Source organism: Paraburkholderia kururiensis, from assembly GCF_034424375.1.
Lineage (GTDB): Bacteria > Pseudomonadota > Gammaproteobacteria > Burkholderiales > Burkholderiaceae > Paraburkholderia > Paraburkholderia kururiensis_A.
In genome coordinates, this window is record NZ_CP139965.1 from 4,430,783 (window position 1) to 4,454,814 (window position 24,032).

24 protein-coding genes are annotated in these 24,032 nt (G+C 65.5%); 8 read left to right on the forward strand and 16 right to left on the reverse strand.

The features are described 5' to 3' along the window. Window positions 1-221: 221 nt before the first annotated feature. The 3 genes from slmA to argB are packed head-to-tail and all read right to left on the reverse strand — an operon-like array spanning window position 222 to window position 2,664. Entirely contained in the window at window positions 222-986 is a 765-nt protein-coding gene (gene slmA, locus U0042_RS19920; RefSeq protein ID WP_232833527.1) for a nucleoid occlusion factor SlmA, read from the reverse strand. Then, a complete protein-coding gene (locus U0042_RS19925; RefSeq protein WP_114814156.1) occupies window positions 953-1,747 on the reverse strand; it encodes a pyrimidine 5'-nucleotidase in 795 nt (264 codons plus the stop codon). The genes slmA and U0042_RS19925 overlap by 34 nt, the downstream gene beginning before the upstream one ends. A gap of 17 nt (window positions 1,748-1,764) precedes the next feature. Further along, entirely contained in the window at window positions 1,765-2,664 is a 900-nt protein-coding gene (argB, locus tag U0042_RS19930; RefSeq protein ID WP_017772391.1) for an acetylglutamate kinase, read from the reverse strand. Window positions 2,665-3,010: 346 nt separating this feature from the next. On the opposite strand from argB, the gene U0042_RS19935 reads away from it, so the two are divergent. The 3 genes from U0042_RS19935 (at window position 3,011) to U0042_RS19945 (ending at window position 5,434) form a co-directional block, all read left to right on the forward strand. Then, on the forward strand, window positions 3,011-3,250 hold the full coding sequence (locus U0042_RS19935; RefSeq protein ID WP_114814155.1) for a cysteine-rich CWC family protein: 240 nt from the start codon (window positions 3,011-3,013) through the stop codon (window positions 3,248-3,250). A gap of 115 nt (window positions 3,251-3,365) precedes the next feature. Further along, window positions 3,366-4,736: an ATP-binding protein gene (locus U0042_RS19940; RefSeq protein ID WP_114814154.1), complete on the forward strand. Its 1,371-nt coding sequence runs from the start codon at window positions 3,366-3,368 to the stop codon at window positions 4,734-4,736. A gap of 155 nt (window positions 4,737-4,891) precedes the next feature. Next, a complete protein-coding gene (locus U0042_RS19945; RefSeq protein WP_114814153.1) occupies window positions 4,892-5,434 on the forward strand; it encodes a response regulator transcription factor in 543 nt (180 codons plus the stop codon). Between the two features lie 88 nt (window positions 5,435-5,522). Here U0042_RS19945 and hslU read toward each other — a convergent pair whose 3' ends face one another. The 9 genes from hslU to U0042_RS19990 all read right to left on the reverse strand — a co-directional run bounded on the left by hslU (window position 5,523) and on the right by U0042_RS19990 (window position 15,133). Continuing rightward, on the reverse strand, window positions 5,523-6,866 hold the full coding sequence (gene hslU / locus U0042_RS19950; RefSeq protein WP_114814152.1) for an ATP-dependent protease ATPase subunit HslU: 1,344 nt from the start codon (window positions 6,864-6,866) through the stop codon (window positions 5,523-5,525). Between the two features lie 43 nt (window positions 6,867-6,909). Then, a complete protein-coding gene (hslV, locus tag U0042_RS19955; RefSeq protein WP_114814151.1) occupies window positions 6,910-7,446 on the reverse strand; it encodes an ATP-dependent protease subunit HslV in 537 nt (178 codons plus the stop codon). 398 nt (window positions 7,447-7,844) lie between these two features. Further along, complete coding sequence (gene dksA / locus U0042_RS19960; protein WP_017772397.1) at window positions 7,845-8,264, reverse strand: RNA polymerase-binding protein DksA; 420 nt, start codon at window positions 8,262-8,264, stop codon at window positions 7,845-7,847. Between the two features lie 623 nt (window positions 8,265-8,887). Next, window positions 8,888-9,961: a CobW family GTP-binding protein gene (locus U0042_RS19965; protein WP_114814150.1), complete on the reverse strand. Its 1,074-nt coding sequence runs from the start codon at window positions 9,959-9,961 to the stop codon at window positions 8,888-8,890. A 175-nt stretch (window positions 9,962-10,136) separates the two neighbouring features. Continuing rightward, window positions 10,137-11,339 carry a class I SAM-dependent rRNA methyltransferase gene (locus U0042_RS19970; protein ID WP_114814149.1) on the reverse strand — a complete coding sequence of 401 codons (1,203 nt, stop codon included), beginning with the start codon at window positions 11,337-11,339 and terminating at the stop codon, window positions 10,137-10,139. Between the two features lie 136 nt (window positions 11,340-11,475). Then, the gene (gene xerC / locus U0042_RS19975; RefSeq protein WP_114814148.1) at window positions 11,476-12,399 is read right to left on the reverse strand and encodes a tyrosine recombinase XerC; all 924 of its coding nucleotides are present in this window, start codon (window positions 12,397-12,399) and stop codon (window positions 11,476-11,478) included. A gap of 29 nt (window positions 12,400-12,428) precedes the next feature. Further along, a complete protein-coding gene (locus U0042_RS19980; protein WP_114814147.1) occupies window positions 12,429-13,205 on the reverse strand; it encodes a DUF484 family protein in 777 nt (258 codons plus the stop codon). 114 nt (window positions 13,206-13,319) lie between these two features. Next, entirely contained in the window at window positions 13,320-14,195 is an 876-nt protein-coding gene (dapF, locus tag U0042_RS19985) for a diaminopimelate epimerase (protein ID WP_114814146.1), read from the reverse strand. Between the two features lie 53 nt (window positions 14,196-14,248). After that, a complete protein-coding gene (locus U0042_RS19990; RefSeq protein WP_114814145.1) occupies window positions 14,249-15,133 on the reverse strand; it encodes a lipid A biosynthesis lauroyl acyltransferase in 885 nt (294 codons plus the stop codon). A gap of 271 nt (window positions 15,134-15,404) precedes the next feature. Between U0042_RS19990 and metK the strand changes: the two genes are divergently transcribed. After that, window positions 15,405-16,592: a methionine adenosyltransferase gene (metK, locus tag U0042_RS19995; protein WP_114814144.1), complete on the forward strand. Its 1,188-nt coding sequence runs from the start codon at window positions 15,405-15,407 to the stop codon at window positions 16,590-16,592. 158 nt (window positions 16,593-16,750) lie between these two features. Here metK and U0042_RS20000 read toward each other — a convergent pair whose 3' ends face one another. Beyond that, the gene (locus tag U0042_RS20000) at window positions 16,751-17,128 is read right to left on the reverse strand and encodes a hypothetical protein (protein ID WP_114814143.1); all 378 of its coding nucleotides are present in this window, start codon (window positions 17,126-17,128) and stop codon (window positions 16,751-16,753) included. A 520-nt stretch (window positions 17,129-17,648) separates the two neighbouring features. On the opposite strand from U0042_RS20000, the gene U0042_RS20005 reads away from it, so the two are divergent. Beyond that, on the forward strand, window positions 17,649-18,410 hold the full coding sequence (locus U0042_RS20005) for a phytanoyl-CoA dioxygenase family protein (protein ID WP_114814142.1): 762 nt from the start codon (window positions 17,649-17,651) through the stop codon (window positions 18,408-18,410). A gap of 135 nt (window positions 18,411-18,545) precedes the next feature. Here the strand turns inward: U0042_RS20005 and U0042_RS20010 are convergent, their stop codons facing one another. Beyond that, window positions 18,546-18,752: a DUF3185 family protein gene (locus U0042_RS20010; protein ID WP_114814141.1), complete on the reverse strand. Its 207-nt coding sequence runs from the start codon at window positions 18,750-18,752 to the stop codon at window positions 18,546-18,548. 164 nt (window positions 18,753-18,916) lie between these two features. On the opposite strand from U0042_RS20010, the gene mgrA reads away from it, so the two are divergent. Together mgrA and U0042_RS20020 are read left to right on the forward strand one after the other, a co-directional pair. Continuing rightward, complete coding sequence (gene mgrA / locus U0042_RS20015) at window positions 18,917-19,960, forward strand: L-glyceraldehyde 3-phosphate reductase (RefSeq protein WP_114814140.1); 1,044 nt, start codon at window positions 18,917-18,919, stop codon at window positions 19,958-19,960. A 247-nt stretch (window positions 19,961-20,207) separates the two neighbouring features. After that, complete coding sequence (locus tag U0042_RS20020) at window positions 20,208-21,305, forward strand: fatty acid desaturase family protein (RefSeq protein WP_114814139.1); 1,098 nt, start codon at window positions 20,208-20,210, stop codon at window positions 21,303-21,305. Between the two features lie 98 nt (window positions 21,306-21,403). Here the strand turns inward: U0042_RS20020 and U0042_RS20025 are convergent, their stop codons facing one another. Beyond that, the gene (locus U0042_RS20025) at window positions 21,404-21,589 is read right to left on the reverse strand and encodes a hypothetical protein (RefSeq protein WP_042299277.1); all 186 of its coding nucleotides are present in this window, start codon (window positions 21,587-21,589) and stop codon (window positions 21,404-21,406) included. A gap of 376 nt (window positions 21,590-21,965) precedes the next feature. Continuing rightward, the gene (locus tag U0042_RS20030) at window positions 21,966-23,111 is read right to left on the reverse strand and encodes an MFS transporter (protein ID WP_327205067.1); all 1,146 of its coding nucleotides are present in this window, start codon (window positions 23,109-23,111) and stop codon (window positions 21,966-21,968) included. A 626-nt stretch (window positions 23,112-23,737) separates the two neighbouring features. Here U0042_RS20030 and U0042_RS20035 point away from each other — a divergent pair. Next, complete coding sequence (locus tag U0042_RS20035) at window positions 23,738-23,950, forward strand: hypothetical protein (protein ID WP_017772415.1); 213 nt, start codon at window positions 23,738-23,740, stop codon at window positions 23,948-23,950. The last annotated feature ends 82 nt before the right edge of the window (window positions 23,951-24,032 follow it).

Below are 24,032 nucleotides of genomic sequence, written 5' to 3' on the forward strand. Positions count from 1 at the left end.
CGACCTCTTTAGCCGCATTTGTAGTGAACCGCTGGGACTGGCCCGGCTGGTTCGCGCGCCCGCAATCGAGTCAGCAAATCGGCGCGTATTGGTGATGCCTTGGTGAACGCAGAGTATAGCGGAAAATGCGCGGCGACCGGCTGAAGCGCTTCGGTTGAATGACGGGGCTCGGGGCGCTCTTTGAGCGCTCACCGGCTGCCGCCTCGCGGCGGCCGTCGATGCTACTGGAGGATGAGCCGCAACTGCGCGTCGGCCTGCTCGCCGGGCTCGCGCACAAAGCCGCTCTTGGCGTAGCGATGCCAGCGGCCGATCACGTAGCTCACGAGCAGGCTCGCGCGAACCACCGGGTCGTAATCGGGCGGCAGCGGCACGGCGGCAGTCTCGGCGCTGCCGTGAGCCGACGCGGCTGACGTGCCGGCGTCCGTCAGCCCGACCCGCAGGCATTGCTTCACCGACGCCTCGATGCGCTCGGTCATCTGGTTCACGCGCTCGGTGAGCCGTTCGTGCTCGCCCACCAGGGCCTCGCCCGTCAGAACGCGCGTCATGCCGGGATTTTTCGCGGCGAAATTGAGCAGCATGAGCCCGATGGCACGCGCCTGGAGCACGCCGTTCGGCTCTTTTGCGACGATCTGGTTGATGAGCCCGAAGATGGTCTGCTCGATGAACTCGATAAGGCCTTCGAACATCTGCGCCTTGCTCGCGAAATGGCGATATAGCGCCGCTTCGGATACGCCGATGCGGGCCGCGAGCGCCGCCGTGGTGATCTTTTCGCTCTTGGGCGCTTCGAGCATGGTGGCGAGCGTTTGCAGAATGTGCACGCGGCGCTCGCCGGGTTTCGGGCGACCTGCCCGCTGGGACGCCGACGGGGCGCCTGCTTCTGCGTCGCCGTCCGCGGTTGCCGCTCGTGGCGACGACGGCGCGGCGGAGCGCCCAGCGTCGGGCAGATCTTCGTCTACGGCTGCGTCAGGTCTGGCGTTTGGCTGCATGAGTGTCGCCCCTTGAATCGCGTCCGGCCGGTGCCGGTGTGCAACGATTTTAGCGAACGAATGCAGCGATCGACATAATGCGGACGGCCAGTGCCGGGCAGCCGGGCCGGCACGCCGGGCGCGCGCGGCAGGGCGGCCAGGTGTCCCGTGATCCAGACGGTGCGGATGCCGAGGCGCCGGTAGCGCTTCAGGTGGCCGCGCGTGTCTTCGACGAGCGTTGCGTCGCGCAGCGGCACGTGGGCGTCGCGCATGGCTCGCCGGAGCATGGTGGCGTCCGGCTTGGCGCGCCAGCCGTGGCGGTCGCGCATGTGTTCGATGGCGATCACGCGCTCGAAGAGCCGCTCGATGCCGAGTTCCGCGAGCACGGCGCGCGCATAGGCCTCGGGCGCGTTGGTGAGCACGATCTTGCGCCCCGGCAGCGCGGCGACGAGGCGCGCGATGCCGCGCTCGGCGCGCAGCATGGAACGCAGGTCCGGGAAGGTGTGGACGACCTCGAGGAAATGGTGCGGATCGACCGGATGGTGACGCGTGAGGCCGAGCAGCGTGGCGCCGTACCGCTGCGTGTAACTCGTGCGCAACTGGTTGGCCTCGTCGTGGCTGACCTCGAGCACGTCGACGATGTATTGCGTCATCGCCCGATTGATGGCCGGAAAGACCGCGTGCGAGGCCGCGTGCAGCGTGTTGTCCAGATCGAAGAGCCACACCGGCGCGCCGCGATGCGCGCGAGGCCGCCGGCGCCGCGCACGGACGAACGTGGGCACGTGCGTTCCGTGGCCGCTCAATGGGAGCGGATCATCGTGCCGAAGGGCTGCTCGGTGAGAATTTCGAGCAGCACCGAGTGCTCGATGCGGCCGTCGATGATGTGAACCGAATGCACGCCGCTCTTGGCGGCATCCAGCGCGGACGCGATCTTCGGCAGCATGCCGCCTGAAATCGTGCCGTCGGCGAAGAGCGCGTCGATCTCGCGGGCGGAGAGGTCGGTAAGCAGGTTGCCGGCCTTGTCCATGACGCCCGGGATGTTGGTCATCATCACCAGTTTCTCGGCGTTCAGCACGACGGCCAGCTTGCCGGCCACGAGGTCGGCGTTGATGTTGTACGAGAGGCCGTCTTCACCGAAGCCGATGGGCGAAATGACGGGGATGAACGCGTCGTCCTGGAGCGCCTTCACCACCGCGGGATTGATGGCTTCGACTTCGCCCACCTGGCCGATGTCGACGTACTGACCGGGATTGTCCCGGTCCGGCATCATCAGCTTGCGGGCATGGATGAGACCGCCGTCCTTACCCGTGAGGCCCACCGCGTGGCCGCCGAAGTGGTTGATGAGCGTAACGATGTCCTGCTGCACTTCGCCACCCAGCACCCATTCGACGACTTCCATCGTCTCTTCGTCCGTGACGCGCATGCCCTGGATGAAGGTGCCCTGCTTGCCGATCTTCTTGAGCGCCTGGTCGATCTGCGGTCCGCCGCCGTGCACGATGACCGGATTGATGCCCACCAGCTTCAGCAGGATCACGTCGCGCGCGAAGCCCTGCTTGAGCCGCTCTTCCGTCATGGCGTTGCCGCCGTACTTGATGACCACGGTCTTGCCGTGATACTGGCGAATGTAGGGCAGCGCCTCGGCCAGGATTTCGGCCTTGAGGGTGGGAGGAATCTGCGAGAGGTCGGCAGGTTCGGACATGGCGGCGGGCTCGGCGTGAAACGGTAAAAGAATCGACGGCGGTGGGTGGAATCAACCGCGAATTGTACAGGACTGGCGCGCTGCAACAGGCATTTCCGCCCGTGCATTCGGGGGCTGCCGAATGGGGTATCGCGGGGGGAGCATGCGGTTTTTGTCTTGCTTCCGCCCACGCTCTTGCGCGATGTGTAAAACCCGTCTGCCGCTGCATCCGGCACATCTGCGCGACAGCGTTGGCAGGAAACTGCGCGTGCAACCCCCGGGGCGCTCACGCACAGTCGGGCCTCGCGACTCGTGGCATCATTTCCTCACCTTCAGCTTCGTCCGTCTTTTTCCACGGGAAATCGCAATGAGCCAGTCCGCATCCACCTCCAGGGAGCCGGCGAGTGTGCGGTGCCCGCGCTGCGGCCGGGCGTTCGACTGCGGCCGCCACACCGACCCGTTCGACTGCTGGTGCCAGGCCATGCCGGCTGTGCAGGCCGACCGCCTGGTCCACGGCATGCCGTGCCTGTGCCCCGAGTGCCTCGCCGACGACCTCGCCAGCGCCCAGGCGCGGCCCACCGATCCGCTCGGGCCCACGGGCGCCTGAGCCGGGGGGGGGCGGTGGGAAGGGTCCGTTCTCCCTGCGGCGACAATGCACAGGTGTTGACGTGGACGAAATAACGAGTCCGCGCCGCAGTGCCGCGAGCGGTTAAACTCCCCGCATGCATCGAATCACCATGACCGGCCGCGTCAATCTCGGCCATCTGTTCTGGCTGCGCAGTCTCGCGATCATCGGGCAACTCTGCACGATCGCCGCCGTGCAGATCTTCTTCGGCGTGCACCTGCCCATTCCGGCCATGCTGCTCGTGATCGCGCTGGAGGTCATTTTCAACGGGCTCACGTGGCTGCGCGTTTCGCAGGAGCGGCCGGAATCCAATCTGGAACTGTTCGGCCAGATCTGGGTGGACCTGGGCGCGCTCTCGGCGCTGCTGTTTCTCTCCGGCGGCACGACCAATCCGTTCGTTTCGCTTTATCTGCCGTCGCTTGCCATTGCCGCCGCGGTGCTGCCGTGGCACCTGATGCTGTGGCTCGCGGCGTTCGCGGTGTCGTGCTACGCGGTACTCGGGTTCGACTCGGTGCCGCTCAACATGGACAACCCGGCGAACCTGTTCGACTACTACCGCGCCGGCATGTGGGTGAACTTCATGGTGAGTGTGGGGTTGATCGCGTGGTTCGTGGCGCGCATGTCGGGCGCGCTGCGCCAGCGCGACGCGGCGCTCGGCGACGCGCAGCAGCGGCTGTTGCGCGACGAGCGAGCCGTGGCCCTCGGCGTGCAGGCCGCCACCGTCGCGCACGAGATCGGCACGCCGCTTTCCACGATCGCCATGCTGACCGAGGAGCTGCGCGACGCCGCCCGCACCGACGCGGGCCTCGCGCCCTACGCAGCTGACCTCGAGCTGCTCGAAAAGCAGATGACGTTGTGCACCTCGGCGCTGGCCCGGCTGCGTAGCCGCGCGTCGTCGGGCGGCAGCCGCCAGGCGGTGAGCGAATGGATGGGCCCGTTTGCCGAGCAATGGCGGCTGCGCCATCCGCATGTGAAGTTCGAGCTGATGGGTGACCCTCCCGCCAACCTCGCCGTGGACGACACGGTGGCCGTTGGCCAGATTCTCACCATCCTGCTCGACAACGCCGCGCGCGTGAGCCGCGATCACGTCACGCTGGCCGCGCGTTCTGCCGGCCGCGACGACCTCGTCGAATTCGAGGTGTGCGACGCCGGCCCCGGCATTCCCGCGTCGTTGCGGGCATCGCTCGGTACGACGCCGGTGGATAGCACGCAGGGCGGCCACGGCGTGGGGCTGTACCTCGCGTTTTCGGCGGCGGCGCGGCTGGGCGGATCGATCGAGCTGGCCGATGTGGCTCCTGCCGGGGCGTCGGCGGCGTCGTCGGCTTCGTCGGCAGGGCCGGCGGCCGGGAGCGGCCGGGCGCCACGCGGTACGCGCGCGCTCTTGCGCATGCCCGCCACGCGTATCGCGGTTGCGGCCTCAACCGGGGTGGATGCTGCTGGCGGCGTCACCGGTTCTGCGGCGACATGATCCAGGTCATTTCATCGCGGCGCGAAAGGCGCAGCATCAGGAATTAACCAGGCGCGGTGGCTGGTGAAGGACAAACGGCCAGGGACAAAGGACCTGAAGGCCTGAAAGGTCTAAAGGGTTGGGCGGCCGCACCGCATAACACGGAGAAAAGATCAATGAGCGACATGAATTTCCTGGTGATCGACGACGACGAGGTGTTCTCGGGCATTCTGGCCCGCGGCCTCGCCCGGCGCGGCTTTACGGTGCAGCAGGCACACGATGGGGACGAGGCGGTCCGGTTGGCGAATCAGCAGAAATTCGGCCAGATCACGGTGGACCTGCATCTCGGCAACGATTCCGGGCTGAGCCTTGTGGCGCCGCTGCGCGAGCTTCAGCCGGACGCGCGCATCCTCGTGCTGACCGGGTACGCGAGCATTGCCACCGCCGTTCAGGCAGTGAAGGACGGCGCGGACAACTACCTCGCCAAGCCCGCGAACGTCGAGACGATTCTTTCGGCGCTGCAGACCGAGGCGAGTGCGGTCCAGGCCGAAGAGGCGCTAGAACACCCCATGCCGCTTTCGGTGGCGCGGCTCGAATGGGAGCACATCCAGCGCGTGCTGGCCGAGAACGGCGGCAATATCTCCGCGACGGCGCGGGCGCTCAACATGCATCGGCGCACGCTGCAGCGCAAGCTCGCGAAGCGGCCGGTGAAGCAGTGAACGCGGGACGCTGGAAGGCGGCCGCGGAAACGAAAACGCCCGGCGCGTCGTGCGCCGGGCGTCCTGCTCAGTTCGACTTGAAGGCTGATTAAAGCACGTAGCGCGAGAGGTCCTCGTCCTGCGAGACTTCGTTCAATGCGCGATCCACGTAAGCGGCGTCGATGGTCACGCTGTTGCCCGCATGGTTGCCGGCAGCAAACGAGATTTCCTCCAGCAGCTTTTCGATCACCGTGTAGAGCCGGCGCGCGCCGATGTTCTCGGTCTTCTCGTTCACCGCGTAGGCAATCTCCGCGAGGCGCCGGATGCCGTCTTCGGCGAAGTCGAGCTGCACGTCTTCGGTGGCGAGCAGCGCCTGGTATTGCTTGACGAGGCTCGCGTCGGTGGCCACCAGAATCGCCTCGAAGTCCTTCACGGAAAGCGAATCCAGTTCGACACGGATCGGAAAGCGTCCCTGCAGTTCGGGAATCAGGTCGCTCGGCTTGGCCAGATGGAACGCGCCGCTCGCGATGAACAGGATGTGATCGGTCTTCACCATCCCGTACTTCGTGTTGATAGTGGTGCCTTCCACGAGCGGCAGCAGGTCGCGCTGCACGCCCTGGCGCGACACCTCGCCGGCGCCGGCTTCGTTGCGTGAGGTGATCTTGTCGATTTCGTCGAGGAACACGATGCCGTTCTGCTCGACGTTCTGCACGGCCTTCGTTTTCACTTCCTCTTCGTTGAGCATCTTGCCGGCTTCTTCGTCGGTCAGCACTTTCAGCGCCTCGCTCACCTTCAGCTTGCGGCGCGTTTTCTTGCCGCCGCCCAGATTCGCGAACATCGAACGGATCTGCTCGGTCATATCTTCCATGCCCGGCGGTCCCATGATGTCCATGCCGACTTGCGGCAACTCCACGTCGAGTTCGATTTCCTTGTCGTCGAGCTGGCCTTCGCGCAGACGCTTGCGGAAGGTCTGGCGCGTGGTGCTGTCCGTGTCGCCGTGGCTGCTGTCGCCCGTGGAGCCGAAGCCGACCGGGCGTGCGGGCGGCAGCAGGATATCGAGAATGCGGTCTTCGGCGAGGTCTTGCGCCTTCGTGCGGACCTTGCGCATTTCCGCTTCGCGCGTCTGCTTGACGGAGATTTCGATCAGGTCGCGCACGATGCTGTCGACGTCTCGCCCCACGTAGCCCACTTCGGTGAACTTCGTGGCTTCGATCTTGATGAACGGCGCGTCGGCCAGCTTCGCGAGACGGCGCGCAATTTCGGTTTTACCGACACCCGTCGGTCCGATCATCAGAATGTTCTTGGGGGTGATTTCCTGGCGCAGCGGCTCGGCCACCTGCTGCCGGCGCCAGCGATTGCGCAATGCGACGGCGACGGCTTTCTTCGCGCGCGCCTGGCCAATGATGTGCTTGTCGAGTTCCGAGACGATCTCGGCAGGGGTCATGGTGCTCATCGTGGATCAGTCCTTGGCTCGTCCGTTATGTCCGTTACGTCCGTTACTCGATGGTCTCGATGACGCGGTTGTGGTTCGTGTAGATGCACATGTCGCCGGCAATCTCCAGCGACTTCTCCACGATCTCGCGCGGCGACAGGTCGGTGTTTTCCGCCAGCGCACGCGCGGCCGCCTGAGCGTAGGCACCGCCCGAGCCGATGGCGCAGATGCCGCCTTCGGGGTCCAGCACGTCGCCGTTGCCGGTAATGACGAGCGTGGTTTGCGAATCCGCGGCGATCAGCATGGCTTCGAGACGACGCAGCATGCGGTCGGTACGCCAGTCTTTGGCCAGTTCCACCGCGGCGCGGGTGAGATTGCCCTGATGCTTTTCGAGCTTCGCTTCGAAGCGGTCGAGCAGCGAGAACGCGTCGGCGGTGCCGCCTGCGAAGCCGACCATCACCTTGCCGTTATAGATGCGCCGGACCTTCTTCGCCCCGCCCTTCATGACGATGTTGCCGAGGGTGACCTGGCCGTCGCCGCCCAGCGCGACCTTGTCGCCGCGTCGCACGGAAACGATCGTCGTACCGTGAAATTGCTCCATGTGCGTTCCTTGTTGCAAAAACGGGTGGAGGCCGCAGCGCTGAGGCGCTGCCGCCGGAATCCGGAAGCGGGCGGCGCGCATGCAGCGGCGCGCCGGTACACGCGTATTCGGTCTATTTTAGGGCGGGCCTGCGCATATCAAGGGCAGCCGCGACGGGATGCCTGGCATGCATTGCGCAGTGCGTCGGGCGGGTTATTAAGTGCCACATGCCGACGCGGGGACAACCTCGCGCCGTACCGTGCGGCGGTGGCCAACGCGCCGAAGACGCGCGAGAGGCAAGCGCCGGAGACGAGACAAAGGGCGAGCCCAAGAAAAAGGCGCACGGCAAGCCGTGCGCCTCGTCATGAAGCTCATTGATGTGCGCGGATCTGATTTGAGGCCAGGCCGCGCCGCAGTGGTCAGTCGCCGAACAGCTTCTGGCGCAGTTCGCGCCGCTCCTGCGCTTCGAGCGAGAGCGTGGCCGTGGGCCGCGCGAGCAGACGCGGAATGCCGATCGGCTCGCCGGTTTCTTCGCACCAGCCGTACTCGCCCGATTCGATGCGCGCCAGCGACTGCTGTACCTTCTTCAGCAGCTTGCGCTCACGGTCGCGCGTGCGCAGTTCCAGCGCATGCTCTTCTTCGATGGTCGCGCGGTCGGCCGGGTCCGGCACGATCACGGTTTCACGAAGATTCTCGGTTGTCTGGCCCGCATTGCGGAGAATTTCCGCCTGCAGCTGTTCAAGCCGGTTCTTGAAGAAAGCGAGCTGATCGTCGTTCATGTAATCCTTGTCGCTCATCTTCAGGATTTCGGCTTCGGTCAAGAGTCGTTTCGTCGTCATCTGGCTTGCTTCTTCAATGTGAGGCAAAACTGTTACATGTTGCCCGCACTTTCGTGTTACCCGCAATGGCCTTCATGGCGCTCAACGAGTGCCGGCGAACACGGACGACAGGCTCTTTGTCGTGACGCCGAAGCGCCGATGCGGGGCCGAACTCCTCTGGAAACCGATCTACAGATGCTCCTGAGGCATTTTTTGTACCGGCGAGCGCCCTCTGGCGCGATTCGCCGGCATGGCCATCGGCATGCTCCGGATAAGGTTTCCCGGTGCCGTACTTGCCGTTTCTTACCCGTTGCCGTGCGCTGTTGCAGATGCCATCGAGGTGTCTGCCTCGCCTCCTTCCGGCACCGCCTTAGGCGCACGCTCCATAACCGGGCCAAGGTTCTCATTCTCTAGTGGGCACGTATTGTAACTGAATCACAATCTGCCGCCGCAAGCAGGGAAACCCGCGGAGGCCATGCCCGTAATCCCGAAAATATAACCCGCCAACTGCGAAAAAGCGACGATTCGCGTTTGCGTTTTCTTAACGGCGTCGGCCCGCATTTCTGAATGCGGGCCGACCCTTACCGGAGCCCTACGCGGCGCCTCGTGGGCCGCCGGAACCCCGTGCTGCTGTTGGCTGGAGCTTAGGCGAGGCAGGCGTCGAGGCCGTCGGTGATCAGGTCTTGCGGCAGCTCGATGCCGATGAACACCATCTTGTTGGTCTTCTTCTCTGCCGGCAGCCACTTCGCGGCGAGGTCGCTGCCCATCATCTGATGCACCCCCTGGAACACGACCTTGCGGTCGACGCCCTTCATGTACAGCACGCCCTTGTAGCGCAGCAGGCGTTCGCCGTAGATCTGCAGGATGCCACCGAGAAAGTCTTCCAGTCGGTTCGGATCGAACGGGCGGTCGCTCCGGTAGACGAACGACTTGATCTTGTCGTCGTGATGCGCGTGGTGATGGTGGTGATGGCCATGATCGTGGCCTTCGTGATTGCACTGGTCGTGGTCGTGGTCGCAATCAGCATGGTCGTGATCGTGGTGCTCGTGGTCATGATCGTGCTCGTCTTCGGCGAGGAAGTCCGGATCGATCTCGAGCTTCGCGTTCAGATTGAAACCGCGCAGGTCGAACACTTCCTTGATGTCCGCCTCGCCGAAATTGACCACGCGGATGAACGCCTTCGGGTTCATGTGAACGAGCCGGTGGCGCAGGTCCGCCAACGCGTTTTCGTCGACGAGGTCCGACTTCGTGATGAAGAGGCGGTCGGCGAAACCCACCTGGCGCTGTACGACTTCGTGCTCGTCGAGCTGGTGGTTCGCGTGCTTCGCGTCCACGAGCGTGATGATGGCGTCGAGCAGGAATTCGTCGGCGATCTCGTTATCCATGAAGAACGTCTGCGCGACCGGACCCGGATTGGCAAGGCCAGTGGTCTCGATCACGACGCGGTCGAAGTCGAGCTTGCCGTCGCGCTTCTTCGCCGCCAGATCGCCCAGCACGCGCGCGAGGTCGCCGCGAATGGTGCAGCAGATGCAGCCGTTGCTCATCTGGATGATCTGCTCGTTGGAGTCCTGCACGAGGATATCGTTGTCGATGTTCTCCTCTCCGAACTCGTTTTCCACCACGGCGATCTTCATGCCGTGCTTCTCGTTCAGGATGCGCTTGAGCAGCGTGGTTTTGCCGCTGCCCAGAAAGCCGGTGAGGATGGTAACGGGAATCATGCTGGTCGCCTGTCAATGCGTGAATCGTGAATAGGGTGGCCCGGGCGCCGTGGCCGGGGCAATCGAACTGCCTATTGAAACATATCTGCCTTGCCACCGCTTGCGGCGGCAAGACGCGTTAGCCATGCGGACAAGGCGGCTGCCACCGCACAAACAGCCTCCCAAATGGGGCCGCTCAGGCGATTTGCAACAGCAGGCCCTTCAGGTACTCGCCTTCCGGAAATGCCGTGAGCAGCGGGTGATCGACGCCTGCGCCGAGCCGCTTGAGGATGCGCGCGTCCACGCGCGCGTCCGCGGCCGCACCGGCGACGATTTTCTGGAACAGCTCCGCGTCGATCGCGCCCGAGCACGAGTAGGTGAACAGCAGGCCGCCCGGACGCAGCAGCTTGAAGCCGCTGAGGTTGATGTCCTTGTACGCGCGCGCGGCCCGATCGACGTGCTCGCGCGACGGCGCGAACTTCGGCGGATCGAGCACGATCAGGTCGAAGCGCTGACCGTCGTCGTAGAGGCTGCGCAGGGTGCGGAACGCGTCGGCGTCGAGCCAGGTGGCGCGCGCTGCGTCGAAGCCGTTCGCCGCGACGTTCTGCTGGGCAAGCGCAAGCGCCTCGCCCGACGAATCGATGGAGACCACGCGCGCCGCACCGCCCTTGAGCGCCGCAAGCGAAAAGCCGCCCGTGTAGCAGAAGCAGTTCAGCACGTCGCGGCCTTGCGCGAAGGTCTGCACGAGCGCGCGGTTGTCGCGCTGGTCGATGTAGAAGCCGGTTTTGTGGCCGCTGCGCACGTCCACGTGGTAACGCACGCCGTTCTCGGTGACGACGAGCGTCTCGGGCGGCGCCTCGCCCGCCAGCACGCCCGTTGTTTGTTCGAGCCCTTCCTTCTCGCGGATCGATACGTCCGAGCGCTCGTAGACGTTCGGGCAACCGGTCGCGCCCACGAGCGCCGCCACGATCGCCTCCTTCCACGCCTCGACGCCCGCCGCCATGAACTGGCAGACCAGCTGGCCGCGCGCCTGCGCATCGTCGGCGGTGTAGTAGTCGACGATCAGGCCGGGCAGACCATCCGCCTCGCCGAAGATCAGGCGCACTGCGCCCGTGTCGCGCACCATCTGCTGGCGATGGGCCAGCGCGCGCTGCACGCGGCGCTTGAAGAAGGCGTGATCGATGGGCTCGGTTTCGTCGAAGGTCCACACGCGGGCGCGGATCTGCGAGTGCGGGCTCCAGGCGGCGCGCGCGAGGAACCGGCCGTCGTGGGCGCGCACGATGACGGTGGCGCCGGAAGCCGGCTTGCCGTCGACGCGGTCGATCGCATTCGCGTAGACCCATGGGTGGCGGCGCAGCAGCGACTTCTCTTTCGACGGTTTGAGCGTAACGATGTTCATGACGGATTCGGTTGGGTGAAACGTGAGGCGCTAAAAGGCGGCGATAGCGCGTTTTCGCAAAGGGTGGCGACGCACGAAGAAGGGCCGCGCTGCAGGAGTCGGCGCAGCGCGACGCCCGACGCACGGGCTTCAGGCGTCAATCGCGTTTCTTCGCTCGCGGATGGGCCTGGTCGTAGACGCGCGCGAGATGCTGGAAATCGAGCGACGTATAGACCTGGGTGGCGGTGATGCTCGCGTGTCCCAGCAGTTCCTGGACCGCGCGCAGATCGCCGCTCGACTGGAGCACGTGCGTGGCGAACGAGTGGCGCAGCACGTGCGGATGCACGTTGGCCGGAATGCCCGCCGCGATGGCGGCGCGCTTCACGCGCTCGCGCACCACGTTGGGCGACATTCGGTTGCCGCGTACCGAGAGGAACAGCGGCTGCGGGTCGGTCTTCACGAATTCGTGGCGCACGGCGAGCCAGGCGTTGAGCGCGTCGAGCGCCTTGCGGCCCACCGGCACCACACGTCGCCGATTGCCTTTGCCGAGCACTTCCACTTCGGCGGCGTCGAGCTTGAGCCAGCCGGCGGATTCGTAGCCGTCCGCCTTCGCGTAGTTCACGTCGAGACCGACCAGCTCCGCGAGCCGCAAGCCCGACGAGTAGAACAGCTCGAGCATAGCGTGGTCGCGCAGGCCTTCGGCCGTGCCGGGCGACGGCGCGTCCATGAGCGCGTTGGCGTCGTCGACGGAAAGCGCCTTCGGCAAGGTCTTCGCCCGCTTCGGCGCGCGCACCGTGGCGACCGGATTGGCGGCCAGTTCCACATGGCCGGCGTACCAGCGGTAGAACGCGCGCCAGGCCGAAAGACGGTGCGCAATGGAGCGCGCCGAGAGGCCGCCTGCGTGCGCGCGGGCCACCGCGCCACGGATGTCCGTGGCTGTCAGGCTTTCCAGCGGCCGGCCGTTCGCGAGCTTCTTCAGTTCGTCGAGTTCGTGCGTATAGCCGCGCAACGTATGCGCCGACAGCCGCCGCTCGTGCTCGAGGCTCGACAGGTAGGCGGCGGTGGGGTCGGTGGCGTTCACGTGGTTCGACGAGGCTGGATCAAGCGGGCTCAGCGCGGCAGCAGGCGCGTGAGCGCGGCGCTCGCGAGGGCGCCGATCTGCGAGAGGAAGTCTGTCGCCATGCCTTCGTGGAAGCGGCGCGGATCGGGCGAGCCCATCACGAGCAAGCCGAACGCCGGCGCCGCGGCGTCGGCCTGCGGGTCGCGCAGCGCGAGGATGGCGATCGATTCGATGCCGGTGCCGGATGCAGCGGCGACGGTCCCGTCGTTGCCGGCGGCTTCCATGCGCGCCGGGCCGGCATCGGCCAGAGGTGAAGCGGTTACCGCAGCGGCGCCAGGCGCAGCCGCCGCCGACGCCAGCCACTGCGCCGCCTCGAAGCCGGTGTTCGCTCCGCAGTACGGCGCCGCGAGGCTGTTCGCGAAGATCCGCACTTCCTCGCCGGTGTGGCGGGCGAAATCGGCCTGCGCGTACTGCTCGGCCACGTCCCACACACGCAGCGCAGCGTGCGGCACGTCGAACACGTCGCGCAGGTTGTCGGCGATGGTGCGCGGCAGCGCGTACGGGTCGCGCTCCGAGATCACGCGCGTGGTCCAGCGGTTGAACTTCGCGGCGATGCTGTCGTTCTCGTGGCCGTAGCGCAGCAGCTCGGCAAGACGTCGTTCGAGCAACTTGTTCTTGTCTCGCAGCATTTCCATCTGTCGCTCCTGCAGCGACACCGCAGCCTTGCCGTGCGGATTACCGAGCCGGATCGTGGCCAGCAGTTCGGCGTGCTCGGTAAAGAAATCGGGATTGGCGAGCAGATAGTCGGCGACTTCGCGATCGTTCATGGTCTGGGCTTGGGAGAGGCGCGGCGGGCCGCGCGTCGGTCAATCGGTTGGAGCGGATGAGTCGGCTGGTTCGGCTGTCGTCAGGCTGCGGCACGCTTTTGCTTGTGTGGCAGCTTATTCGGGCAGCGTGTCCAGGTCCAGTTCGCCTTCGAAAACGGTCGTGGCCGGGCCGGCCATGAAGAGCGGCGCGGCTTCGTCGTGCGCGCCGTCCCACGAAATTGTCAGCACGCCGCCGTGCGTGTGCACCGTCACCGGCGTGTCGAGCAGCCCGCGCCGGATGCCCGCCGCCACCGCGGCGCACGCGCCCGTGCCGCACGCAAGCGTTTCGCCCGCGCCGCGCTCGTAGACGCGCAGGCGAATCTCGTGGCGCGACACGATCTGCATGAACCCGGCGTTCACCTTCTGCGCGAAGCGCGGGTGCCACTCGATCACGGGGCCGTCTTCGCCAACGGGGAACGCTTCGACGTCGTCCACCACCTGTACGGCATGCGGATTGCCCATCGATACGGCCGAGACCCACCGCACCGTACCGTTCACGTCGAGCGGCCAGAGCGTGTCGTTGCCTTCGCGGCGGCCTTCCAGCCCCTTCGTGTCGAACGGCAGCCGGGCGGGCTCGAACACGGGCGTGCTCATGTCTACGACGACCTCGCCGTTCTCCTGCACCGTGAGTGCAATCACGCCGTTCTGCACCTGGACGCGGATGCTCGTCGCGTCGGTGAGCTTGCGTTCGCGCACGAAACGCACGAAGCAGCGCGCGCCGTTGCCGCAATGCTCGACCTCGCCGCCGTCGCAATTGAAGATGCGGTATCTGAAATCGACGCCTTCGATCGTGGGCTTTTCCACCAGCAGCAGCTGGTCGGCGCCCACGCCGAAATGCCGGTCGGCGAGCGCGCGCACGCGCGCAGGGCTCAGCGAGAGCGGCTGCGTGTAGCCGTCCAGCACGACGAAGTCGTTGCCCGCGCCGTGCATTTTGGTGAATTTCAGTTTCATCCCGCTATTGTAAGCGACGCGCCGAGCCCGCTTATGCCTTTGCCGACGTCGGCTCAATACACGCTGGGCTCGCCGGGCGGCCGCGTCTTGAAGCGCTTGTGAACCCAGTAGTACTGCTCGGGAATGCGCGGAATCTGCTCTTCGAGAAACGCGTTCATGCGGCGCGCGTCCGCGTCGTCGTCGCCGGTGGGGTAGTTGTCCCACGGCTTGAATATCTTGAGCTTGTAGCCCTTGTAGTGGGGCAGCACTTCGCCGATGAACGGCACCACCTGCGCGCGTCCCACCTTGGCAAGGCGGCCGACTGCCGTAAGCGTGCAGGTGGGCACGCCGAAGAACGGCACGAACGTCGAGTTGCGCGCGCCGTAGTCCATGTCGGCGCCGAGCATCACGGGTTTGCGCTCGCGCAGCCAGCGCAGCACGATGCGCGCACTGTCGGCGCGGCTCGCCATGTCGGCGTCGAAGCGCGCGCGCGCCGCCTTCGCCACCTCTTCGAGCAGCGGGTTCGACATCGGCTGATAGAGCGAGCCGCAGCGCCGGTGCAGCGAATAGTTGAGGAAGATGGAGCCCGCTTCGATACCGACGAAGTGGAGGCCGAGAAAGAGCGTGGGCGGCAGGTCCGGGTCGCTCAGGTCCACTTCGCTTTCCACCTGGATAAGCTTTTCGAGCTTCTTCGCCGAACCGAACCACTGGACGCTGCGCTCCAGATAGCTGCGGATGGCATGCCGAAAATGCTTGCCGGCCACTTCCTCGCGACGTTCGTCGCTCCAGTCCGGAAAACAGAGCTTGAGGTTGATGTGGACGATGCGCTTGCGGCGGCTGGGAATCTGGTAGAGCAGCCAGCCGAGGCCGTCGCCCAGGCGCGCGACGAAACCGTACGGCAGGATCGCGAACAGCTTGAGGAGGGCGATGCCGAAATGGGTGCCGAGGCGGCCTAGCATGCGCGGGCTCCGGGCCGCGCCTCGAACCCGGCGCACTTCAGAAAGACAGGGAAAAGGTCGTAATACAGCACGCGTGGTTACTCAGCGACAAATCAAGGAAGCCGCTATAATACGGGCTTCGCCGAGTTAATAGACAACTTGCGGGGCGAAACAGGCACGCGCGACAAACGCCGGCCTGGCAGCAAATCCGCTAAAGCGTCGCCGCTTCAGACTCCCGAAGCTGGCTACGTGAAGATCAACCGTAACCAAGGAATTACAAGGAGTCTGCAACGTGTCAAACGACTTCCTCTTTACGTCTGAATCCGTTTCCGAAGGCCATCCGGACAAGGTCGCAGACCAGATCTCGGACGCCATTCTCGACGCCATCCTGACGCAGGACAAGTATTCGCGGGTCGCCGCCGAGACGCTGTGCAACACGGGTCTCGTCGTGCTCGCCGGTGAAATCACCACGACCGCGAACGTCGATTACATCCAGATTGCGCGCGACACCATCAAGCGCATCGGCTACGACAACACCGACTACGGCATCGACTACCGCGGCTGCGCGGTGCTTGTCGCCTACGACAAGCAGTCGCCGGACATCGCCCAGGGCGTGGACCGCGCGCACGACAACAACCTCGACCAGGGCGCCGGCGACCAGGGCCTGATGTTCGGCTACGCGTGCGATGAAACGCCCGAACTGATGCCGCTGCCCATCCACCTGTCGCACCGCCTCGTTGAGCGCCAGGCAAACCTGCGCCGCGACGGCCGCCTGCCCTGGCTGCGTCCGGACGCGAAGTCGCAGGTCACCATTCGCTACGTCGACAACAAGCCGTATTCCATCGACACCGTCGTGCTCTCCACGCAGCATGCGCCGGACATCGAACTGTCCACGCTGCGCGAAGCGGTGATCGAAGAGGTCATCAAGCCCACGCTGCCGGCCGACCTCATCAAGGGCGACATCAAGTTCCTCGTGAATCCGACCGGCCGCTTCGTGATTGGCGGCCCGCAAGGCGACTGCGGTCTGACGGGCCGCAAGATCATCGTCGATACGTACGGCGGCGCGGCACCGCACGGCGGCGGCGCGTTCTCGGGCAAAGACCCGTCGAAGGTGGACCGTTCGGCCGCTTACGCGGGCCGCTACGTGGCGAAGAACATCGTTGCCGCAGGCCTTGCGTCGCGCTGCCTGATCCAGGTGTCGTACGCGATTGGCGTGGCGCAGCCCACTTCGGTCATGGTGAACACGTTCGGCACGGGTCGCGTGTCGGATGCAACCATCACGCAACTCGTGCGCGAGCATTTCGACCTGCGTCCGAAGGGCATCATCCAGATGCTCGACCTGCTGCGCCCCGTCTACGAGAAGACGGCCGCGTATGGTCACTTCGGTCGCGAAGAGCCGGAGTTCTCGTGGGAAGCAACGGACAAGGCGCTGGCGCTCGCCGAAGCAGCGGGCACGGAGCCGGCTGTCGCGATCGCTTAAGGGGTTTAGTTTGCGCGGCGAAAGCCGCGTAGCGCATGGAACAGTGAAGAGCCCCGTCCGGCGTCGAGCCGGGCGGGGTTTTTCTTTGGGCCCTGATCTTGCGGAGCGGGTTTTAACGGCTTCGTTTCTTCGCAGTGCGATAGCAGGCCGCAGTTCCGCTATCGCGCTGCGAACGCGAACCAGCCGTTGCTTGCGGCGGCCATGCGACGCGGGCGACGGCTGTAGCTGCCGCTCGCCGCGTGTTGCGATGACGTGTGCGACGGACGCGGTGCGCTCAGCGAGCGCAGCGGCGTGTCGGGCCGATAGAGCAGCGTGCGCAGCGAGAAGTGCCGGGCGCCGGTGCGTACACGTAGCACGGAAAAGAACGAATTGAACCAGGCGCGCATGCTGTCCACGGGACGTGCTTCGCGCAGTTGCCCCGCCAGCGCGCGAGTGCGCGCGGAGTGGTGCCGCAGGGCGCGCATCACGTGACGGCGGGCGGGACGAGCGGCCTTCAGGGCCGCACGTTTGATGCGAGTGCTTAAGAAGGTATGCATGGCTTCAGCAGAATCGGACTTCAAAGTGCGCATCGCACGGTGCCGCGAATCGAGCAGCAAGCATGCCAATGAAAGCGGCGGTGGCGGCGCTGCGCGACTCGAATAAACGGGGGAGGGTTCGGCGACGTGGGGCGCAAAGCGCGTACGGAGCGCCGGCGGTCCGTGTGACGCGGCGCGGGCGAGTGAACGGTACGGCGGGAACGACTGACATGCGCGCAGGCTACACGCGAATCATGACCGTCGAAAGTCGGTGTTATCCCGGCGTGGGCCGCACATCGCCTCGCGCGTGTGCGCGTTTTCGACGCAGACGATCGCGCCCTTTGCGGCCTGTCGGTGCGCGGGCCGCCCTGGCGCTGTGCGGGGCTCCGCGTGCCGGTGGCTTGCGTCGGCGGGGCCGCGGTCGGGCCCTTTGCGTACGTTTTACAATCGCGACATGACTGCTTGTCTGCGGGGCGCCCGGCCGTTGCCGTAACCCGCATGCAAACAATCGAACCCAATAAACCGAAACAGCGGAAGTCTCATGTCAGCCCATTCGAAGAAGGAACAGGTGCAAATGCTGCGCGAGCGCGGCTTCGTCGTGGTTCCGGGTCTGGTTTCGCCTGAACGTTGCGCGGAACTGAAGAGCATTGCGGAACAGCAGTTGATCGAAGCGGCCGCGCCGCTCGAATACGAGGCGGACCTGCGCTATCCCGGCGCGCCGGACTCGCGCGAATCGCCTGGCGGCCATACGGTGCGGCGTCTGCTCGACGCGTACGGACGTCATCCGCGTTTTGCGCAGTGGGCCACGGCGCCCGAAATCCGCGGCTGGATGGAGCTTTACTTCGGCGAAGAGCCGGTGCTGTCCCGCGCGCATCACAACTGCATGATGACGAAGCACCCAGCGTACGGCAGCCTGACTGGCTGGCATCGCGACGTGCGCTACTGGTCGTTCGAGCGCGACGATCTGGTGTCGGTGTGGCTCGCGCTCGGGCAGGAGACCGTGGATAACGGTGGACTCTGGTTCGTGCCCGGCTCGCACAGCGCGACGTTCACGTCCGATCGTTTCGACGACGCGAAATTCTTCCGCTCGGATCTGCCCGAGAACCAGGCGTTGATCCAGACTGCGATCTCGCCGGCGCTCTCGGCCGGCGACGTCGTGTTCTTCCACTGCAACACGCTGCATTCGGCGGGCAAGAATCTCACGGACCGCGTGAAGTTTTCGCTCGTCTTCACCTATCACGGCGCGAGCAACGTGCCGTTGCCGGGCACACGTTCGGCGTCGAAGCCTGAAGTGCCGTTTTGATTTTTCGTGCCGCTTTTCGCTGTGAAATGTGGTGCGCCGCGCGTCGCTCCTCGCGAGGCCGCACCGGCAGACACGCGCCGCGCAAAGACCTCCGCGCGGCGCTTCCCCAGGCGCTTGCCGGTAGCGCCTGTCTGCCTAGCGCTTCCTGCCCGACGAAGCCAGGCCCGTCAGCCCGGCCAGTAACGCCACGGCGCCGCCTGCAATCAGAAAGATGGTCTTGTTGGTGGGTGCGCCCGTGAAGAGGCGCGACATGTCGTTGCTGAACGAGTGAAACGACTGTCCGCCGAAATACAGCAGCACGACGCCGCCGACGATCAACGCGATCGAAATCGCTTTTGCCATGGGGATACCTCGATGGTGAATGCGGGGTGATTGCGTCGCCGCAGTGTAGGGGAGGCGCGTGACGGCGTCCACGGCCGTCCCGCTATGTGGGCGTCTGCACGTCGCCTGGCGATTGGCTAACATAGCTGTCCGCGTTTTTTCCCCGTCTTTCAAGGACTCTTGCAATGGCCTACGAAGCAGCTTCAGAACGCTATTCGGACATGCAGTACCGCGTATGCGGCAAGTCGGGACTCAAACTGCCGGCACTCTCGCTCGGCCTGTGGCACAACTTCGGCGACACCACGCCCATTTCGACGCAGCGCGACATCCTGCGCACCGCGTTCGATCTCGGCATCACGCACTTCGATCTGGCGAATAACTACGGCCCGCCGTACGGCAGCGCGGAAACCAATTTCGGCCGCATCTTCAAGGACGACTTCCGGCCCTATCGCGACGAGTTGCTGATCTCGTCGAAGGCCGGCTGGGACATGTGGCCCGGTCCGTACGGCCAGGGCGGCGGCTCGCGCAAGTACGTGCTGGCGAGCCTCGATCAGAGCCTCGCGCGCATGGGACTCGATTACGTCGACATCTTCTATTCGCACCGCTTCGACGCGGATACGCCGCTCGAGGAAACCGCCGGCGCACTCGCGTCCGCGGTGCAGCAGGGCAAGGCGCTGTACGTGGGCATTTCGTCGTACTCGGCGGCGAAAACGCGCGAGATGGCGAAGCTGCTGGCCGAATACAAGGTGCCGCTGCTGATCCATCAACCGGCCTACAACCTGCTGAACCGTTGGATCGAGCACGAACTGCTCGATACGCTCGACACGCTCGGCGTGGGCAGCATCGCGTTCACGCCGCTCGCTCAGGGGCTGCTCACCAACAAGTATCTGCACGGCGTGCCGCAGGACGCCCGCGTGAACCGTCCGGGCGGCGGCTCGCTGCAGCAGAGCCATCTGAACGAGACGAACCTCGAACACGTGCGCAAGCTCAACGACATCGCACAACGCCGCGGCCAGAGCCTCGCGCAGATGGCGATTGCGTGGACGCTGCGCGGCGGCCGCGTGACGTCGGCGCTGATCGGTGCAAGCCGTGCCGAGCAGGTGCGTGAGAACGTTGCCGCGTTGAAGAACATTGAGTTCTCGAAGGAAGAACTCGCGGAGATCGACCGTTACGCGGTGGAAGGCGGCGTGAACCTGTGGGAGAAGCCGTCAACCGATCAGCACGTCTGACGGAATCGATGCATCGTACGCGGCCGCGCATGCCGTGCCGGTTCGATGCGTCCGCACCGCACACGAAGCCGCCGCAAGGCGGCTTTTTCATTGGCCCCGGGGTGTGAGCGCGCAATGCGCCGCGACGGCCCACGAGCAGGTTCTTTCACACCGATGCTTGCCCTCTCGCTTACCGCCCGTTACCGCGTCTTCTCGCTGTCATAAGCCGCTGCTAAGTTCGCCCGCAGCCGACAACCGAGGAGAAACGATGGACCTCCGTGCCGCCGCATCGGCGACGGGCCGCGAGCGGCCGCCTGCCCCACGCGCCGCGATCGACGTACGCGCGAATGCTGCACTCGCCACGTTGGCGATGCTCGCAGCGGGCGTGCAACTGATTGCACTGCCATGCGCGCTGTGCGCCTGGGGACCGGCCGCGCTGATCGCCGTCGTGCCCGCGATGGTGCCCATCGTCCTCTTGACGCCGATGCACTGGGGCCTCGTTCACGAAGGCATCCACGGGCAGTTGATGCCAGGGCGTCGGCTCAACGAATGGCTGGCACGCGCGCTCTGCATTGCGCTTGCGCTGCCCTTCGACACCGTTCGCTTCGGTCACCTGATGCATCACCGCTTCACGCGCGAGCCCTACGACCGTCCCGACGTGCACGAAACGGGCGCACCACGCTGGCGCACCTGGCTCATGTATTACGTGCGCCTGTTCGGCGGCCTCTACGTGGGAGAACTCGTGGTGCCGCTGCTGGCGTTCCTGCCGCGCAGGCTTTCGCGGACGGTTGTGCTGAGCGCGGTAGGCGAGGAAGGACCGGTCGGCCCCGAGGTGCAACGGCTCTTCGGCAATTTCGCTGCCGACCCGGTGCGGCGTTATCGCACGCGGCGCGACTGGCTGCTGTCGGTGGCGGTCTACGGTGCGTCTCTCTATATGTATGGCGCGTGGTGGCCCGTTCTTGCTGCGACGATGTATCTGCGCGGCCTGTGGCTTTCGCTCGCCGACAACCTGCCGCACTACGGCGTGGGGCTGGGCGAGCCGGGACGTGCCCGCAATTTCCGCGTGCCCCGCGGTTGGCCGTTGCTGCTGATGAACCATCACCTGCATCAGTGGCATCACCGCTATCCGACGTTGCCGTGGACGGCGCTGCCCGCCGTGGCGCGCGCACAGTCAGGCGACGTGGACAGGCAAAACGAGAGGGGCGTTACGGAGAAAGCCTTGGAGAGCGCCGGCGCTCATCACGCCGACATCCCTTATTTCCGGGCCGCGCTGCGCCAGCTACGTGGCCCGCGCGGCGTACACGTGCAGTTAGGCGTCGGCGCGCACGTGACCGATGCCGGGTCATCGCGGCCACGAGAGCAATAAGCGTCGGTAACGATCAGGCCAGCTTATCGATGAGACGCAGCGCCTGCGAGTTCGACCAACGCGCGCAGAGAACGACGGCGCCGCGACGCAGCCCGACGCTACACGAGCGCAGGCAATCCCTCGACAAGCACGATCGCGAACAGGACGCCGAGCAACGCACCAATCACCCGCAGCGCGTTGTGCCTCAACTGCGTGGCACACGGCACGGCGCCAAGAAAGAGGGCACCGGCAAGCGCCATCGGGATAAGCAAAATGAAGTCGCTGATCGTGAAGTAGTGCGTCATGCTCGTCTCCTTATCGTGTATTGGCAGCGGTGCTGCCGACGCGTGTTTGTGCGACGCGTCAGGCATGCTTCGTCCGGGCGGCCGGGCTGCCTGAATCAGTATAGGAGACCGTAGCAAGTGCACTCGCGCGGGGCGAGGCATCTGGGCAAGTGGCATGCGTTGCTCAGAGCCCGCTGCGACGGGCTTCTTCGGGCATGTCGGCGTGCGCGGCGCGGCGCTTTGACCGTGTAGTACACACTTACGGGCGCCTTTCGTTTGATGCGATGCGATTGGGGGCAGGATTGGCCGCCAAAGCGAAGACAGCCGACTAGCAGCGGGCAAGCACGCTCGTCGAAAACGAGCCGCAACTCCGCAGCGTGGACGCAAGCAGCGGTCGCTATGCCGCTCCCACGCGCTCGCGTCCCTGCAACCATGTCGCGGCCACGATGCCCACGGCAAGCAGCGCCCCCACCAGCGCCGCGACGCCGTTCCAGCCGTAGGCCGTCCAGAACCGTCCGCCGTACGAGCCCACGACGCTCGACCCAAGGTAATACGTGAGCAGATAAAGCGCGGCGGCGTGGCCCTTGGCCTCTTTCGCGAGCCGTCCCACCCAGCCGCTTGCCACCGCGTGACCGGCGAAGAAGCCGAACGTCACGCACGCAATGCCCGCGACGATAGCCGCGAGCGGATGCAGCATGGTGAGCAGCAGGCCGGCAATCATGATGGCGATGCAGGCGATCAGCACGCGTCCGCGTCCGAAGCGGTCCGCCATGCGGCCCGACAGCGGCGACGCGATCACGCCCGTCAGATAGACCACGAAGATCGCGCCGATGGTCGTCTGGTTGAGCCGGTACGGCGGCGCGATGAGCCGGTAGCCGATGTAGTTGTAGAGCGTGACGAAGCTGCCCATCAGCACGAAGGCCATGAAGAACAGCACGGGCAGCCCTGGGCGCGCGAAATGCTTCACCAGTGCACTGCGGTGATGCGTGATGCCGAGCCCCCGGCGCGGCACGAAGTGGCGCGAGGGCGGCAGCAGCGAACGGAACGCGAGCGTCGAGAGAATGCCCAGCACCCCGATCGTGCCCACGGCCGCCCGCCAGCCGAGCAGGTCCGCGACGATGCCCGTGATGACCCGTCCCGCCATGCCGCCTATCGCGGTGCCGCCCACGTAAAGCCCCATCGCGAGGCCGAGCCCGTTCGGGTTCACCTCTTCGGCGAGGTAGGCCATGGCGACGGCAGGCACGCCGCCCAGGGCGAGCCCTTCGAGCGCGCGCAGCACGAGCAGTTGATGCCACTGCGGCACGAACGCCACCGCGAGCGTGAGCACCGACGACGCCGTCAGCGACGCAGTCATAAGCCGATGCCGGCTCCATCCCTCGGAGACGAAGCCGGCCACGAACACGGCAAACGCGAGTGTCGCGGTGGAGAGCGAGAGTGCGAGGCTGCTTTGCGCGGGACTCACGTCGAACGCCGTGGAGAACGCAGGCAGGAGCGGCTGCACGCAGTAGAGCAGCGAGAACGTCGCGTATCCCGCGAACAGCAGCGCGAGGCTCGCCTGCCAGTAAGCGCGTGTGCCGCGTTCGAGGTAGGGCTGCGCTGAAGCAGAGCCAGGACCGGCAGCGCGCGATTGCGACGATGAAGCCGCCGAGGAGGACGAAGCGGAGCGTTGGTCGGGTTCCAGCGGGGCGGTCACAGCTGAAGCATCCAGAGACAAAGGCCCAACCATACACCGATCACGTGGATGCGTCCGTGCGGCCTGCATCTACGGCGTGCGACTCGCGCGAGCACGAACACCGCTTCAACCTCATGCCACCAAAGCGTGCGATGACGGATGCCATCGCCGAAAGGAGGGTCGAGCCCACGAGGATCAGCCACGGCGTCAGCCGCAGTTTCGAGGCGCAGCAGCGGCACAGCGTATGATCGGGAGCTTGCCCGGCGTTACAGTCAGCGGTCCGTAAGTCCAAAGTGCCGAAATAGCGGGGTTTCGTCGCTATTTAAGCCCTTTACGGGAAGCGGAAAAACGGCAACCATGACGTTTAGCCGGCCACGCGGATCGCGCAGGCAACGCAGCCGGGTGCGCGCGCAACGTTCTGCGAGGCGGCGTTTTTTGTCACCACATTGACCGGCGTTTCATACGTGTGAAGCCGGCATCGAGAACGGGGAAACATCATGCAAGTCGGTTCTATTGTCCGCTCCGTCCACATCGCCGTGCCGGCAGGCGCGCGCGGCATCGTCATGCGCATTCTCGGCGACATGGCCATGGTGACCTGGTATGCCGGCGAGCCCGGCGCATCGCTGCAACTCAACACCGAGCCGTTCTTTCTGGAAGACCTGATCGATACCGGCGAATTCGTACGTCCCACGGGCGTGCAGGTGCACTGAGCGAAGCGATTATTCCGGCTGGCCACCCACCACGCGGCACCGTCTTTCATCGCCCGCCTGCGTGCACACAGGTGCACAATGC

What these genes read in the sequence shown, in the direction of transcription:
- slmA (WP_232833527.1), bottom strand. Translation starts at nt 986, where the DNA reads ATGCAGCCAAACGCCAGACCTGACGCAGCCGTAGACGAAGATCTGCCC.
- argB (WP_017772391.1), bottom strand. Translation starts at nt 2,664, where the DNA reads ATGTCCGAACCTGCCGACCTCTCGCAGATTCCTCCCACCCTCAAGGCC.
- U0042_RS19935 (WP_114814155.1), top strand. Translation starts at nt 3,011, where the DNA reads ATGAGCCAGTCCGCATCCACCTCCAGGGAGCCGGCGAGTGTGCGGTGC.
- U0042_RS19940 (WP_114814154.1), top strand. Translation starts at nt 3,366, where the DNA reads ATGCATCGAATCACCATGACCGGCCGCGTCAATCTCGGCCATCTGTTC.
- U0042_RS19945 (WP_114814153.1), top strand. Translation starts at nt 4,892, where the DNA reads ATGAGCGACATGAATTTCCTGGTGATCGACGACGACGAGGTGTTCTCG.
- hslU (WP_114814152.1), bottom strand. Translation starts at nt 6,866, where the DNA reads ATGAGCACCATGACCCCTGCCGAGATCGTCTCGGAACTCGACAAGCAC.
- hslV (WP_114814151.1), bottom strand. Translation starts at nt 7,446, where the DNA reads ATGGAGCAATTTCACGGTACGACGATCGTTTCCGTGCGACGCGGCGAC.
- dksA (WP_017772397.1), bottom strand. Translation starts at nt 8,264, where the DNA reads ATGACGACGAAACGACTCTTGACCGAAGCCGAAATCCTGAAGATGAGC.
- U0042_RS19965 (WP_114814150.1), bottom strand. Translation starts at nt 9,961, where the DNA reads ATGATTCCCGTTACCATCCTCACCGGCTTTCTGGGCAGCGGCAAAACC.
- U0042_RS19970 (WP_114814149.1), bottom strand. Translation starts at nt 11,339, where the DNA reads ATGAACATCGTTACGCTCAAACCGTCGAAAGAGAAGTCGCTGCTGCGC.
- U0042_RS19980 (WP_114814147.1), bottom strand. Translation starts at nt 13,205, where the DNA reads ATGAACGATCGCGAAGTCGCCGACTATCTGCTCGCCAATCCCGATTTC.
- dapF (WP_114814146.1), bottom strand. Translation starts at nt 14,195, where the DNA reads ATGAAACTGAAATTCACCAAAATGCACGGCGCGGGCAACGACTTCGTC.
- U0042_RS19990 (WP_114814145.1), bottom strand. Translation starts at nt 15,133, where the DNA reads ATGCTAGGCCGCCTCGGCACCCATTTCGGCATCGCCCTCCTCAAGCTG.
- U0042_RS20000 (WP_114814143.1), bottom strand. Translation starts at nt 17,128, where the DNA reads ATGCATACCTTCTTAAGCACTCGCATCAAACGTGCGGCCCTGAAGGCC.
- U0042_RS20005 (WP_114814142.1), top strand. Translation starts at nt 17,649, where the DNA reads ATGTCAGCCCATTCGAAGAAGGAACAGGTGCAAATGCTGCGCGAGCGC.
- U0042_RS20010 (WP_114814141.1), bottom strand. Translation starts at nt 18,752, where the DNA reads ATGGCAAAAGCGATTTCGATCGCGTTGATCGTCGGCGGCGTCGTGCTG.
- mgrA (WP_114814140.1), top strand. Translation starts at nt 18,917, where the DNA reads ATGGCCTACGAAGCAGCTTCAGAACGCTATTCGGACATGCAGTACCGC.
- U0042_RS20020 (WP_114814139.1), top strand. Translation starts at nt 20,208, where the DNA reads ATGGACCTCCGTGCCGCCGCATCGGCGACGGGCCGCGAGCGGCCGCCT.
- U0042_RS20025 (WP_042299277.1), bottom strand. Translation starts at nt 21,589, where the DNA reads ATGACGCACTACTTCACGATCAGCGACTTCATTTTGCTTATCCCGATG.
- U0042_RS20035 (WP_017772415.1), top strand. Translation starts at nt 23,738, where the DNA reads ATGCAAGTCGGTTCTATTGTCCGCTCCGTCCACATCGCCGTGCCGGCA.